At 72.0% G+C, this 14,068-nt stretch carries 10 protein-coding genes; 2 read left to right on the top strand and 8 right to left on the bottom strand.

The genetic code is table 11. From position 1 onward, the window contains the following. Window positions 1-53: 53 nt before the first annotated feature. Together ACZ4TR_RS04860 and ACZ4TR_RS04855 are read right to left on the bottom strand one after the other, a co-directional pair. Window positions 54-935, bottom strand: coding sequence for a sigma-70 family RNA polymerase sigma factor (locus ACZ4TR_RS04860; RefSeq protein WP_465285772.1), 882 nt, complete (start codon window positions 933-935; stop codon window positions 54-56). Between the two features lie 223 nt (window positions 936-1,158). Beyond that, the gene (locus tag ACZ4TR_RS04855) at window positions 1,159-1,782 is read right to left on the bottom strand and encodes a hypothetical protein (protein ID WP_465285771.1); all 624 of its coding nucleotides are present in this window, start codon (window positions 1,780-1,782) and stop codon (window positions 1,159-1,161) included. 313 nt (window positions 1,783-2,095) lie between these two features. Between ACZ4TR_RS04855 and ACZ4TR_RS04850 the strand changes: the two genes are divergently transcribed. After that, window positions 2,096-4,420, top strand: coding sequence for a chitobiase/beta-hexosaminidase C-terminal domain-containing protein (locus ACZ4TR_RS04850; protein WP_465285770.1), 2,325 nt, complete (start codon window positions 2,096-2,098; stop codon window positions 4,418-4,420). A gap of 58 nt (window positions 4,421-4,478) precedes the next feature. Here the strand turns inward: ACZ4TR_RS04850 and ACZ4TR_RS04845 are convergent, their stop codons facing one another. Then, entirely contained in the window at window positions 4,479-5,444 is a 966-nt protein-coding gene (locus tag ACZ4TR_RS04845) for an erythromycin esterase family protein (protein ID WP_465285769.1), read from the bottom strand. Between the two features lie 17 nt (window positions 5,445-5,461). On the opposite strand from ACZ4TR_RS04845, the gene ACZ4TR_RS04840 reads away from it, so the two are divergent. Then, window positions 5,462-6,163, top strand: coding sequence for a TioE family transcriptional regulator (locus tag ACZ4TR_RS04840; protein WP_465285768.1), 702 nt, complete (start codon window positions 5,462-5,464; stop codon window positions 6,161-6,163). On the opposite strand, the gene ACZ4TR_RS04835 is transcribed toward ACZ4TR_RS04840, so the two are convergent. Genes ACZ4TR_RS04835 through ACZ4TR_RS04815 form a run of 5 tightly spaced genes read right to left on the bottom strand, consistent with a single transcriptional unit; the run spans window position 6,152 to window position 13,991 of the window. Next, window positions 6,152-7,006, bottom strand: coding sequence for an ion transporter (locus ACZ4TR_RS04835; RefSeq protein ID WP_465285767.1), 855 nt, complete (start codon window positions 7,004-7,006; stop codon window positions 6,152-6,154). The two genes, ACZ4TR_RS04840 and ACZ4TR_RS04835, sit on opposite strands and share 12 nt — an antisense overlap. Window positions 7,007-7,055: 49 nt before the next feature. Further along, window positions 7,056-8,936, bottom strand: coding sequence for an ATP-binding cassette domain-containing protein (locus ACZ4TR_RS04830; RefSeq protein WP_465285766.1), 1,881 nt, complete (start codon window positions 8,934-8,936; stop codon window positions 7,056-7,058). Window positions 8,937-8,941: 5 nt separating this feature from the next. Then, window positions 8,942-10,732, bottom strand: a complete 1,791-nt coding sequence (locus tag ACZ4TR_RS04825; RefSeq protein ID WP_465285765.1) for a protein kinase domain-containing protein — start codon at window positions 10,730-10,732, stop codon at window positions 8,942-8,944. 20 nt (window positions 10,733-10,752) lie between these two features. Next, window positions 10,753-13,425, bottom strand: coding sequence for a tetratricopeptide repeat protein (locus tag ACZ4TR_RS04820; RefSeq protein WP_465285764.1), 2,673 nt, complete (start codon window positions 13,423-13,425; stop codon window positions 10,753-10,755). Further along, window positions 13,422-13,991: a hypothetical protein gene (locus ACZ4TR_RS04815; RefSeq protein ID WP_465285763.1), complete on the bottom strand. Its 570-nt coding sequence runs from the start codon at window positions 13,989-13,991 to the stop codon at window positions 13,422-13,424. The genes ACZ4TR_RS04820 and ACZ4TR_RS04815 overlap by 4 nt, the downstream gene beginning before the upstream one ends. Window positions 13,992-14,068 lie beyond the last annotated feature (77 nt).

Below are 14,068 nucleotides of genomic sequence, written 5' to 3'. Positions count from 1 at the left end.
ATGACTCATTCCTCGCACCCAACGCCAGGAATGAGTCATTCACCGCGCCGGGGTCAGTCGAGCACCGCCAGGTCCAGCCGGCTGAGGCGGTCGGGGTCGGCGAGGATGTCGATCTCCACGATCCGCCCGCCGGCCACCGTGAAGCCCAGCACCGAGAACGGCCGGCCGTCCCGGGTTCCGACCACGCCCGCCGCTCCGTTGACCAGGGCCCGGTGGACCACGCCGCCGCCCGCGCCGAGCCGTGAGAACGTCAGCGCCTGGTTCGCCACGGCCGACGGGCCGCGGACCTCGATCGAGCCGCCCAGGGCCGCTCCGCGGTCGGCGCGCAGCACGACCTCCGGGTCGAGGACCGAGACCAGCGCGTCGAAGTCGCCGCCGCGGGCCGCTGCCAGGAACGCGTCGACGACTTCGCGCTGCCGGGACAGGTCCGGGTCCGGCGCGACCGGGGCGCCCTGGACCCGCCGCCGGGCGCGGCTCGCCAGCTGCCGGGTCGCCGCTTCGGAGCGGCCGACGATCGGGGCGATCTCCTCGAACGGCATCGCGAACATGTCCCGCAGCACGAACGCCAGCCGCTCGCCCGGGGTGAGCGTGTCGAGCACGACCAGCAGCGCGAGGCCGACCGAGTCCGCCATCAGCGCCTCGTGCTCAGGCCCGGCTTCGTCGCGGCTGACGATCGGGTCGGGCACCAGGCCGTCCCACGGCTCCTCGCGCCGGGCCTTGCGCGAGCGCAGCATGTCGAGGCAGACGCGTCCGACGACCGTCGTCAGCCAGCCGCCCAGGTTCTCGACGGCGGCCGAGTCGCTCCGGCTCAGCCGCAGCCACGACTCCTGGACGGCGTCCTCGGCTTCGGTCAGCGAACCCAGCATCCGGTAGGCGACCGACCGGAGATGGTCTCGATGGGTCTCGAAGCTGCGGGCCAAGAGATCGTCGTTCACGGGCTCGTCCTTTCGCGTACGTCACCACCCTGACGTATCCCAAGGCCACGATGTGACAGATCGGACGGCTACCTGGTCCGCCTGTGCGGCAGCGACTACCGCGTGTCGCGGCGTCGGCAACAGCACGCCGTACACCACTTCGGTCCCGCTGACGCTGAACGCGGGCGCCAACTCGATCCGGCTCGGCAACGACCGGCCGGCGGCTCCGGATCCGGACCGGGTGTCACTGGGTCAGCTCGCGCAGGATCCGGGCCGGGTCGATGTCGACGGCGCGGCTCGGGTCCCCGCCCGCCGCACTCCAGGCGGCGGACACCCACAGCTCGGCGTAGTCCCCGCGGTCGACGGCGGGCAGCTGCCAGGTGAGCCGTGCGCCGTCGAGCTCGACGGCGCCGGCCAGCTGCGCCGACCAGTACGGCGGCACGTGCTGCCCGATCCGCGAGCAGTACCGCAGCATCTCGGCGCCGGGACCGCCGACGCTCACCGCGGCGTCAGCGGTCTCCACCGTGAAGGCGCCATCACCACCGCGGGCCTCCGCCGGCGGGTCGGTGAGCTCGGCCTGCACGGCGAACTCGCTGAGCGGTTCCCGGGCCAGTACTCGGAAGATCAGCGTCTCCCGGGTGACACCGGGCTGCTCGGGTGCGGTGGCCCCGGAGACCACGTCGAGCCGCACGGACCGGTGCCGCCACCGGCACAGCCGCGCCGCCCCGGAGCCGAGCCCCCAGGTGTGGTCGGGTTTCGCGGGCACGTCCCAGCCCCCGACGCGGACGGCGAACCGCACGTCACCGAGCGGCGTGACGACGTCGAGCGCTCGCGGCGGCGTCCGCGACAGGACTTCCGTGTCCAGCATGCAAACATCCTTACCCGGTGCCGTGACCCGCGAAAATGCCGTGCGCGAACGTCACCCGTCCGTGGAGCCGTTTTCGTGGACGGCGCGCTGAGCTCTGACCGCGGTAGCTCCCGCCTACGCCGGGAGGCACAGTTCGACCGCCGCCGCGGCCGGCTCCACCGCCGCAAGGGCCCGGCGCGTCCTGTTGCACCGGCCGAGGCATTGGTCCAGACAAGTGTTACCAAAAAGAGACCGAAGCACCGCTGAGCGGGAGCTAATTTGTTGTGACTCACAACGAATGCTCGTGGATCCCCAACGGCGGAGGTGTCACGGCGTGAACCGGACCCTGGACAAGCTTCGACGACGCGGCCCCAGGCTCGCGCTCGTCGCATCGGCACTGCTCGTGGCGGCCGGGCTCAGCGCCCCCGCCGCGCTCGCAGCGGACGACTACACACAGAGCGTCACCCAGCTCAGCTCGACGCAGCTGCAGCTCAACTTCACCCCGACGACCCCCGCGGTGTACGTGGACGTCCACTACACCGGCGTGCCGGGCGTCGGCCAGCAGAACGTGCGGATGACCAACGGCTCCGGCACCTGGCGGACCACCGTCAACGGCCTGAGCACCGGGAACACGCTCGACTACTGGTTCACCTACGAGAAGAGCGGCCCGCAGTACGACACCCCGCACTTCTCCTACACCGTCGGCGGCGGCTCGACGACGGTCGCCGCGCCGACGTTCAGCCCGCCCGGCGGCACGTACTCGTCCGCCCAGACGGTGACCATCAGCAGCGCCACCTCCGGCGCGACCATCCGGTACACAGTGGACGGCTCGACGCCGACCGCATCCTCGCCGCTCTACAGTGGACCCATCAGCGTCCCGAACTCCCGCACGGTCAACGCGATCGCGCTCAAGTCCGGATCGACGACGTCCCCGGTGTCCAGCGCGAGCTACACGATCGGCACCCAGGCGGGCTGCCCGACGCAGTCCGACACCCCGAACTTCGGGCCGAACGTGCGGATCTTCGACCCCGGCATGTCCGCGGCGACGATCCAGGCGCAGCTCGACACCGACTTCAACAACCAGAAGGACACGCTGACCGCGCAGTTCGCGGACCGGCGCGTCGCCCACCTGTTCAAGCCGGGCACGTACAACAACGTGCACGACAACGTCGGCTTCTACACCTCGGTCGCCGGTCTCGGGCAGAACCCCGGTGACGTCGTGATCAACGGTGACGTCACGGTGGACGCCTTCAACGCCTCCGACAACGGCGTCGCGCTGCAGAACTTCTGGCGCTCCGCGGAGAACCTGGCCGTCGTGCCCTCCGGGGGCCAGGAGCGCTGGGCGGTCGCGCAGGCCGCGCCGTTCCGCCGGATGGACGTCCGCGGTGGGCTGCAGCTGTACCCGGCGAGCTACGGCTTCGCCAGCGGCGGCTACATCGCCGACTCGAAGGTGGCCGGCCAGGCCGCGTCGGTGTCGCAGCAGCAGTGGTACACCCGCGATTCGCAGCTCGGCAGCTGGAACGGCGGCGTCTGGAACATGGTCTTCTCCGGTACGAGCGGCGCGCCGGCGAACACGTTCCCGAACCCGCCGGAGACGACGCTGGCCACGACCCCGGTCTCACGCGACGTGCCCTACCTCTACGTCGACGGCACCGGCAAGTACCGCGTGTTCCTGCCTTCCCTGCGCACCAACGCGTCCGGCCCGAGCTGGGCGAACGGCAGCACCCCGGGCACGTCGGCGCCGATGAGCCAGTTCTACGTCGTCAAGTCCGGTGACACGGCCGCGACGATCAACAACGCGCTCGCCGCGGGCTGCAACCTGTTCTTCACGCCGGGCATCTACCACCTCAACCAGACGCTCAACGTGACCAAGGCGAACACGACGATCCTCGGCATCGGCTACCCGACGCTGGTGCCGGACAACGGCGTCAACGCGATGCAGGTGTCCGATGTGGACGGCGTGCGGCTCAAGGGCCTGCTCTTCGACGCGGGCACGACGAACTCGCAGGCGCTGCTCACCGTGGGTCAGTCGGGTTCGTCGGCGAACCACGCGGCGAACCCGACGACGGTCCAGGACGTGTTCTTCCGGATCGGCGGCGCGATCGCCGGCAAGGCGACGAACAGCCTGATCGTCAACAGCTCCGACACGATCATCGACCACATCTGGGCGTGGCGGGCCGACCACGGCAACGCCGGCACGGTCGGCTGGAACACGAACACGGCCGACACCGGGCTCGTGGTGAACGGCGCGAACGTGCTGGCGACCGGCCTGTTCGTCGAGCACTACCAGAAGTACCAGGTGATCTGGAACGGCCAGGGCGGGAAGACGATCTTCTTCCAGAACGAGATGCCCTACGACGTGCCGAACCAGGCGTCGTGGAACGCGCCATCGGGAGTCGCCGGGTACGCGGCCTACAAGGTCGCGGCGAACGTGACGTCCCATGAGGCGTGGGGTCTCGGGAGCTACTGCTTCTTCGACACGAACCCGGCGGTGTCCAGCTACCACGCGTTCGAGGTGCCGAACACCAGCGGCGTCCGGTTCCACAGCCTGCTGACGGTGTCGCTCAACTACCGCGGCACGATCACCCACGTCATCAACGACACCGGCGGCGTCACGCCTTCGGGCACGGTGCCGGTGAACGTGGTGAGCTACCCGTGACCGGGTGAACGGCGGCCCCCGCACCGGACCCGACCCCGGTGCGGGGGCTGCTGTGTCTTCAGGCGACGTGCAGGATCGCGTCGGCGTTTTCGAGCAGTTCCCGGGTGAGCGGCGCGTACCGGTGGTCGGCGTCGTCCCGGGTGCGGCCGGCCGGGATTTCCGTGGTCAGCTTCCAGGTACCGGTGTCGCGCTGCAGGCGGCCTTCGTAGGTGTCCGCGGCCGGCTCGCCGAGGCCGAGGGCTTCGCTGTGGCCGAGGCTGCCGGCGATGAAGGCGTACCGGTCGCCGAGCCGCGACGCGACGATCGCCCCCGCACCGGACCCCAGGTGGGCGTTGTGCGCGAACACCAGGGTCCGGCCGGGCTGCGAAGCGTGGATGTCCAGGAGGTTCCGGGCCATGATGACCGCGCGGGCGCTCGCGAGCCGCGCGATCCTCGTGTCCCGGTCCCCGGGCAACGCCGACGCCGCGTGGTAGCGCAGCAGATCGAGCCCGGCGCTCGCGTGGATTCTCGCGGCGCTTGCGGCCGGCTCGACGCGGGCGTCGAGGGCCATGAGCAGGTCGTCCGCGATGACCCGCAGCTCACGGGCCTCGGGTGACGCGCCGGGCGACGCCGCCGGGTCGAGGATCGCTTCCGAGCGACTCCAGCGTTCGTCGTCGCCGGTCAGCGCCGCGATGTCGACGTCGAGGCCCAGGTGGTCGCGGGCGTGTTCGAGGTAGGCACGGGGACTGGGCGCGCTGAACATCTCCGTCGGGGCGTCGAAGCCGTGGAAGGTCAGCGGTTCGCCGGCGGTCTCGTTGTACTCGCGCAGCCAATCGAGCAGCTGCCGGTTCGCGGCTACCTCGCCGAAGCCGTGCGAGAACTCGCCGTCGAGCGCGGCCACGCGGTCCGTTTCCAGTGCGATCGAGCGGAAGCCGTGCTCTACGAGCTGGGCGAAGAAGTCGTTCCGGAGCCGCGCGAAGGCCGGTTCGAAGTGGGTCGGCTCGCCGAACGCGAGCAGTTCGGCCGTGAAGTCCGTGAGGTCCATGTGGTTGAATCGTATCCTTGAAGACTCGGTTGAGACCTGCTGACCTCGCCCGTGAGCACGGCATCTCCACGCAGGCGGTCCGCAACTACGAGCGGGACGGCTTCCTCCCGCCGGCCGCGCGCACCGCAAGCGGCTACCGGGTTTACACGGAGGCTCACGCGGCGGCGTTGCGCGCGTTCCTCGCGCTGGTGGCGGCGTGCGGGCACGCGACGGCCGGCGGGATCATGACCGCCGTCCACGACGACGACCTCGGCCGCGCCCTGACCCTCGTCGACCGCGGGCACCTGCGGCTGCTCCGCGACCGCGAAACCCTCGACGCGGTGCGCCGGGCGATCGGCGACCTGACGACCGAACCGGCCCCCGAACCCGCCGCGGTCGACTGGTCCATCGGCGAGCTGGCCCACCGCCTCGACGTCACGGCGGCGACGATCCGGGCGTGGGAACGCGCGGGCATCCTGGTCCCGGAGCGCAACCCCGCCACGGGGTACCGGGTCTTCCGGGCGGCTGACATCCGGGACGCCGAACTGGCGCACCTGCTGCGACGCGGCGGCTACCCCCTGGAGCACATCGCGACGGTGGTCGGCCAGGTCCGCACGGCCGGCGGCACGGAGTCACTGGCCGACGCCCTGGAAACCTGGCAGGGAAGGCTCACCGCCCGGGGCGTGGCCATGCTCGACGCGGCGGGCCTGCTCGGCGCGTACCTGCGGTCACGGCCGTGACCTCGGGTGCAGCCGGTCGTACTCGAGCGCGGCCGAGTGCTGGGTGCGCACGCGCAGGGCCTTCTCCTGCTCCTCGTCGTCGGTTTCGTGCAGCCCGAGCTGCACGGCCTGCCGGATCTGCTCGCGGTTGTCGCGCACGACGGCGGAGAAGAAGTCGTCGATCCGCGGGTCGACGAGCACCTCGAGCAGCACGCGGAACGACGTGTCGACGACGGTCCGCACGATCTCGTCGTGGAACGGGAGCCGCTTGAGCTTCCCGAGCTGCGGGTCCTCGGCGATCTTCTCGGCGATGATCGTGCGCAGCTCGGCCTTGTTCCCCTCGAGCGACTTGGCGAGGTTTTCGGGGTAGTTGCCGGTTTCCAGCACCTTGACGACCTCGTCGAGCACGGCGATGGTCACCGGCTTCTTGATGGCCTTGACGATCGGCTCGGACAGCTTGTCGACGAGCCGGTAGGTGAACTGCTCCCCGACGGCCCGGTCCGCGGCCCGCCCGATCCGGATCAGCAGCAGCACGACGCCGATGAACCTGTGCCCGGTGATCACCGGGTGCGCGACCGGGATCATGGCGAACAGCTCGTACCAGTTGCGCACGAGGAACTTCTTGGACCAGCCGCGTTTGCGCCACCGCCACAGGAACTCGGCGAGGAACACGCCGCAGATCCCGCAGTCCACGTAGAACATCACCAGCGCGGCGTCCCGCGCGGGCGGGCTGATCAGCATGAACCCGAGCAGCCCGACCGAGCCGGCGGCGAGGACGAGCATGATCCAGTCGTCGGCCCGCACGTTCCCGGGCAGGATCCCGCTGTTGAGCTCCGGCTCGCGCGCGTCGCGCAGAGTGGCCATGCCCGATGATGGCACGCAGGGTGCTGAACAGCCGGTTCGCCGCCCCGGCTCAGCCCCGGCGCACCCGCCGCGCCCGGACCGCGAACAGCGCCGTGCAGGCGGCCGCCGAAAGCAGCAACGCGCCGGTCGAGCCCAGCCACCACGGCCAGTCGTGGGTCCACAGGCGATCGGCCGGCCCGGTCTGCGGGAGATCCACTGTGGAGGCTCCGGCGGCGTAGCCCCACCGCGCGGGCGCGAACCAGGACAGCTGGGCCAGCACCGGCCGCCCGGCGACCGGGATCATCCCGCCGCACAGCACGAGCTGGGCCATGACCGTCACGACCAGCACGGGCGTCGTCTGTTCGAGCGAGCGCACCAGCGCCGAACCGAGCAGGCTGAGCAGGCAGGACGCCAGCGCGGTCAGCCAGACGGCGACCGCGAGCTCGGCGACCGGCCGCGACAGCACGACGGCGTCGGCCGGCCCCGGCTTGACCGTCGTGACGACACCCACGAGCACCGCGGACTGCACGGCCGCGACCAGCGTGAAGACCAGCGTCTTCGCGAGCGCGTACGCGCCGGGCCGCAGGCCGACGGCCCGTTCCCGCAGGAAGATCGCCCGCTCGGCGATCGCTTCCCGCGCCGAGGCCGCCGCTCCCATGAACGCCGCGCCGACGAAGACCAGCACGAGCATCTGCGCGGCTTCCGCCGGATGCTCGGGCACCGACCGCCGCAGCCCTTCGTGCCCGGGCACCGCCAAGGCGAGCACAGCCAGGACGACCGGGACGAGCAGCAGGAACAGGGCATATCCGGGATCGGCGAGGATCAGCCGCAGGTGCCGCGCGGCGAGCGTGCCGACCTGGTGGCCCAGCCCGGCGTGCACGGCCGGCGGCTCGGCGGTCGCCTCGGGCGGCGGCGCGGGCCCCACCGGCGCCGGCTGGTGCGGCGGCGCGGTCCCGGCGACCACGCGGTGGAAGATGTCGGCCCAGTCGGCGGTGCCGAACCGCGCCCGCAGCTCCGCGGGCCGCCCGCTGAACACCGGGACCCCACCGGGTGCGAGCAGCAGCACGAGGTCGCACTCGTCGAGGTGCGTGACGTTGTGCGTCACCACCACGACCGTCCGGCCGGCGTCGGCCAGCTCGCGCAGCCGCCCCATGATCTGCTTGTCGAGCGCCGGGTCCAGGCCGGAGGTCGGCTCGTCCAGCATCAGCAGCGACGGCGCGGTCAGCAGTTCGAGCGCGATCGACACGCGCTTGCGCTGCCCGCCGGACAGCCGGTGGATGGGCGTGCGCGCGTGCTCGGTGAGTTCGACTTCGGCGAGCGTCTCGGCCACCCGGCGCCGGCGGGCCACCGCGCCCGTGTCGTCGGGCAACCGCAGCTTCGCCGCGTAGGACAGGGCACTGCGGGCGGTCAGCCGTGTGTGGACGACGTCGTCCTGCGGCACGACCCCGACGCGCCCCGCCACCGCCGCCCGCTGCCGGTGCATGTCGTAGCCGTCGTAGGTGATGCGCCCGCTGGTCGGCGCGACCTCGCCCGAGAGCACCCTGAGCAGCGTCGACTTCCCCGCGCCCGACGGCCCGACGACGGCGACCAGCTGCCCCGGCCGCAGGTCGAGCGAGACGCCCGACACCAGCGACCGGCCCCCGACCGCGAACCCGGCGTCGTCGGCCACGAGCCGGGTGCGTTCCCCGCCGGTGGCGACGAGGTTGTCGCCGTCGACCCGCAGATCGGTGGCCCCGACGGTGATCCGGTCCCCATCGGCGATCGGCGACCGCCCGGCGACCGGAACGCCGTTGACCAGCGTCGGGTTGCGGCTGCCCAGGTCCGTCAGCCGCCACGCCCCGCCGACGCGTTCCAGCCGGGCGTGCCGGCGGGAGACCTGCAAATCGCTCAGCACGATGTCGTTGTCGGAGGCCCGGCCGATCGTGATCCGCACCCGGTTGCCGATCCACACGCCGGTCAGCCGGTCGTGGTCGGGGACGTCGGCACCTCGCCGGGCAGGCCCAGCAGCTCCGCGGTACCGAGCACGAGGTAGTTATTGCTGCAGCATTCCCTGTCGCCCGACACGCCTTCGTACTGGAACCGCAGCCGCAGGACACCACTGACGTCCAGGTCGATCGGCGTCGGTGTTCCGAAGGCCACCGGCTTGTTGAAGATCTCCCGGCCGTCGGCGAAGATCTCCAGCTGCATCTTCAGCGAAGAGTCGCCCGCGTTGTCGTCGATCCCGGCCGTGGCGGTGAACCGGCGGAACCCCTTGGCGATGTTGTACTCGACTCCTTGGGTGCTCGTCCTGGCCTCCACGGAGTCCCCGAGCGAGTGCAGGTAGTTCTTGCCTGCGATGTTGGCGTTCTGATTGGCCTCCCAGCGTCCGCTGGCTGGCTGGACCGAGTCGAGGTAGACCAGCTGGGCCTGGCGCGCGACCGTCAGCTTCACCGCGTCGCCGATCGCCGCACCGGCCGCCGGGTCCTGCTCGATCACCGTGCCGTCACCGGCCGTCGCGTCGATCTTGTCCACAATGGTCGGTTGGATACCCGGCAGCGCGTCCTGCGCGTCCGCGAGCTTCTTGCCCACGACCTGAGGCATCACGCTCGGCTTCGCCGTCGTGGTCACCGAAGGTGAGTCGACGGCGGGCGCGACACTGGCCGCCGGGGAGGTCGTCGGCGCCGCGATCGTCGGTGCCGGACCGGCGTTCGACGACGGCCGGAACACGAACCAGCCACCGGCCAGCAGGGCCAGCACGACGAACAGGGTCAGCACGACCCGGCCTCGGCGACGGCGTTTCGGAGGGGACACGGTCACTCCTGTGCTCATGCTCGGCGAGGTGGTCGCGACGGGACGGCGCGGCGGCGGCGGCGGCGGAGTGCCGTAGACGGTCTCGGTGCCCAGGCCGGTTTCGTTGAGGGCCACCGGGGGCGGCGGCGTGGTGAGCGGGAGGACGAGCGGTTCCTTCATCAGCTCCAGCACCAGCCCGTCCAGGACGGTCGAGACCTGCTGAGCCGATTCGGGCCGGTCCGACGGCCGCTTGGCCAGCAGCCAGGCGAGCACGTCCCACAGCTGGTCGGGCACCCCGGCGGGCCGGCCCGGCAGCGCGCTCTCGTGCAGCCGGATCACGGCGAACGTCGACTGCCCGGCGAACGGCGTCACCCCGCAGCAGAGTTCGTAGAGCAGGATGCCGAGTGAGTACAGGTCCGACGCGGGGGTCGCCTCGAGGCCCTTGCCCAGTTCCGGCGCGAGGTACTGCGGAGTCCCGACGAGCAGCGACCGGCGGCCCAGGTCGGTGGCGGTCGCGAGCCGGGAGATGCCGAAGTCCGTCAGGCGCGGCACGGTCCCGTCCATCAGGACGTTCTCCGGCTTGACGTCGCGGTGCACGACGCCGGCCCGGTGCACGGCCGCCAGCGCCGCCGCCACCCCGGCTCCGATGCGCGCGACTTCGGCCGGCAGCAACGACTTCTCCGCGGTCAGCCGCGCCCGGAGGTCACCGCCGCCGACCAGGTCCATCACGATCGCCACGGTCTCGCCCTCGACGACCAGGTCGTGCACGCCGACGAGGTTCGGGTGCCGCAGCCCGACCAGGATGGACCGTTCCTGCAGGAACCGCGCCACCAGCTCGGGGTCCTCGACGAGCTCGTCGCGCAGCACCTTGAAGGCGTAGGCCTTCCCTTGTTCGTCGGAGCCGGCGAAGACCCGCCCCATCGCACCCGTGCCCAGCTGGTCACCCAGCCGATATCGGCTGCCCAGCGCCTTTTCCATGTCGAAGACCTCCAGAGCGTTCAGTCTTCGGGACTTTTCTTCCCGAAGAGGTTGTCGAGGTGGGGAAAGAGCTGCCAGACGAGCACCGGCAGGTTCATCAGGAGCCCGGTGACCCAGGCGCGGTTGCGGAGTTCGGCCCGCCAGCCGAGGGCGTCCCCGATCCGCCGCTCGGCCTCGGCGACGAGCGGTACGGCGGCGGCCTTGTCGCCGGTGAGCATGAGCGCGATGCCGAGGTCGAGCTGGGTCCGCATGGTGTCCGGGTGGTGCGGGCCGATCGAGTTCCGCTGCCGGTCGAGCAACGGCCGCAGGATCCCGGCGACCTTGTCGTACTGCTTGAGCTGGGCGTGCGCCTGCGCAGTGGAGTAGCTGAGCCAGTGGTGCAGCGGGTGGTGTGCGCCGAAGACCTTGCCCACGCGCGGTTCCAGCTCCGCGAACTCCCGCAACGCTCGTTTCGGGCGGCCGCGCGTGACGGACGTGCGCGCGCACCGGACCCCGGCGGCCACGGCCAGCGGGCTTTCGGGCCCGAGCAGCCCGGTCAGCTCGTCGCGGGCGGAGCGCAGGTGTGCTTCCAGCGCGTCCCAGTTTTCGTCGCGCACCTTGAGTTCGGTGAGTTCCAGCGACATCTCGGCTTCGGCGTGGACGCCGATCGCCTCCAGCCGCAGCGGGTGCCGCTCGTGGTCCGCCGCATCGTGCTCGCGGATGATCGCTTCGGCGGTCTTCCGCGCCAGCTTGAGCTCGCCGAAGATGATCCGCAGCCGAGCCAGCTCGAGTCGGGCCCGGGGGTCCGGGTCGTCGACGTCGAGGAACGCGAGCGCTTCCCGGAACCGGCCCCGCATTCGCTTCGCGACCGCCAGGAACACCCGCGCCTCGGCCTCTTCGCCGTCCGGCACCGACTCCGGCCAGATCGGGTCCGCTTCCGCGTACCGGCCCAGCTGGTCGAGCGCGCGGGCGCAGGTGAGCCGGGCGCGGAACGCGTCATTCACGAGCGGGCGGCAGACCTCGACCGCGTCGGCGAAGTCGCCGGCGTCGAGCAGCGCCTCGGCCGCGGCGACGCGGTCGGCCGGGCCGGCGTCCGCGGCCAGGATCCGCTTCGCCGCTTCCCGCGCGGCCACGACGTCACCCTGGCCGCGGAACCAGTCCAGCCCGATCCGCAGCAGCCGGGCCCGCTGGTCGGCGGGCACGCAGTCGTGCGCGGCGAGCGCCGCGGCGTGCCGGTGCAGGCGCCCGGGGTCCCCGTCCGGCTCGAGCACGGCCGACGCGGTTCTGCGCGTGAGGTCGTCGTCGAGCCCGGCGGCGTCGCGGACCAGGGCGTGGATGTCCCATTCGGTCCCGAGGTGGATCAGCAGCGCGCGCCGGGCCAGCTCGGCCACCGCCTTCTCGACCGGTTCGCCCGGCAGCACGCGCCGCACCAGCTCGGCCGGCACGGGTGCCCGGGAGATCGCCCCGGCGATGCGCAGGATCCGTTGTGCGGTCGGCTGGCAGGCAGCCACCGCGTCCGCCAGCACGCCGGTGCCCGTCACCTCGTCCAGGACCTCGGCGAAACCGGCCGCGTCGACCGCGCCCCGGCGGTCACGCAACGCCGTCACCGCGCTCGTCAGGACGATCGGGTGGCCGCCGCACCGTTCGACGAGCCGCCGCACGGCCGCGAGCTCTTCGGGATCGTCGGAGCCGACGATTTCCGTGTACAGCGCGGAACCTTCGTCCTCGGAGAAGCCGGTCAGCTCGACGACGGGAGCGGGCCAGTCCGGGTTTCCGGACCGCGTGGTGAGCACCGTCCGGACGTACGACGTCGGCATGACGAGCTGGTCGAGCACCTCGGCCGGCAGCTCCGACGGGACGTCGTCGATGATCCACAGCTGCGGTTCCCGGGCGGCCTCGATGCGCCGGGCGACGACGGCCCGGACCTGGTCCGGCGGCAGGTCGCCGACGTCGGCACCGAGGTCGGCCGCGATCGCGCGGAGGTGCTCGTGGAACCGGGCGAGCGCGCCGACGGGATCGTCCTGGCCGAACAGGCCCAGCCACCGCACCCCGCCGGAGAAGGCGTCTCGGAAGAGGAACGCGTACTGCTCGGCCAGGCTGGTCTTCCCGAGCCCGGCGAATCCCCGCACGACGGCGAGCGCCGCCGACGTCCGCGGGGTCGTGGCCGGCAGCTCGCGGGCGTGCAGGGCGCTGTGGATCGCCCAGAGCCGGCGGTACCGCCCGACGAACCGCCGGGGCCGCAGCAGGCGGGGCAGCACCGGTGCCGTGCTGCGCACCGAGCCCAGCGGGGTGTCCGCGGCGCGCACCATTTCGGCGATCCGCTGGACGGTGGCCGCGCGTTCCCGGTCGTCCTTCGGCCGGCCGGCGTAAGCGGCGTCTTCCAGTTCGATCGGGGCGATGTGGTTGCCGTCGGTCTCGGGATTGACGACGAGCACCCGCCGCCGGGGGTCGCCGTGGCGTTGGGCCGCGAGGAAGGCGGACGTCAGCTCCCATTGGCAGGCGTACCGCGTCGGGAACCGGCGCGAATAGTAGGCGAGGAGCACCTTCGACGCGGCGAGCGCGTCGTCGAGCCGTTCCGTGATGCCCTCGAACCGCCGGATTTCCTTGTCCCGGAAGACCCGCAGCCCGGCGGCTTCGAGGGCGTCCTGGAGCGCGTTCACCTCGACGCTGTCCGCCCAGGTGAAACTGAGGAAGATGTCGTAGGGCCCGGTCACGCCACACCTCCCGCGCACGTGAAGTCGTCCAGCCAGCTGATCCGGTGGAAACCGAACGCGTCGACGGCGGCGTGCGGCGTCGAAAACGCTTCCGGCGCTTCCGCGCGGAGAACCAGCTCTCCGCCGACGTTGTGGATCGAGAGCGGCACCGTCACCCGGCCACCGGCGGGCCTCCCGAGCGGAAGCTCGAGCCTGCCGCCGTCCCAAGTGGACACGACGAGCAGCCCGGGTGGCGTCCGGGCCGGCGGGAACACCGCGAGCACGGCCAGCCGTACGAGCTGCCGGACCTGCCGCAGATCGGCCGACACCGCACGCCGGCGCACCGCCAGCAACGGCGTGCGGGACGCGGTCGTCCCGGAGCCGAGGTAGGCGGACCGGCCGTCGGCCAGGTCGTAGGCGCAGCCGAGTTCGGGTGAACCGCTCGCGGCCTCGACGGTCAGCAGGCCGATGGCGCTCTGCAGACGGTCCAGCGTGACGGCCGGCGTCTTCGGCCCGAGCTGAAGCCGGCGTCCGGCCCCGAGCCGCACCACCGGCCGCCCGGCCCGCCCGGCCCGCCGAGCCGGCAACGCGGGCCGGGTATCCGCCAACACCGCTCGCGCGGCAACCGGAACGCGCTCCGGCGCCCCACCACCAAGGTCCAGCG

Source organism: Amycolatopsis sp. NPDC028719 (assembly GCF_055565395.1).
Note: the sequence above shows the minus strand (reverse complement) of the source record. Positions and strands in the feature narration are given on the sequence as shown.

Bases quoted from the DNA above. Each gene is read 5' to 3' on its own strand.
- ACZ4TR_RS04855 (WP_465285771.1), bottom strand. From the start codon at position 1,782: ATGCTGGACACGGAAGTCCTGTCGCGGACGCCGCCGCGAGCGCTCGAC.
- ACZ4TR_RS04845 (WP_465285769.1), bottom strand. From the start codon at position 5,444: ATGGACCTCACGGACTTCACGGCCGAACTGCTCGCGTTCGGCGAGCCG.
- ACZ4TR_RS04835 (WP_465285767.1), bottom strand. From the start codon at position 7,006: ATGGCCACTCTGCGCGACGCGCGCGAGCCGGAGCTCAACAGCGGGATC.
- ACZ4TR_RS04825 (WP_465285765.1), bottom strand. From the start codon at position 10,732: ATGGAAAAGGCGCTGGGCAGCCGATATCGGCTGGGTGACCAGCTGGGC.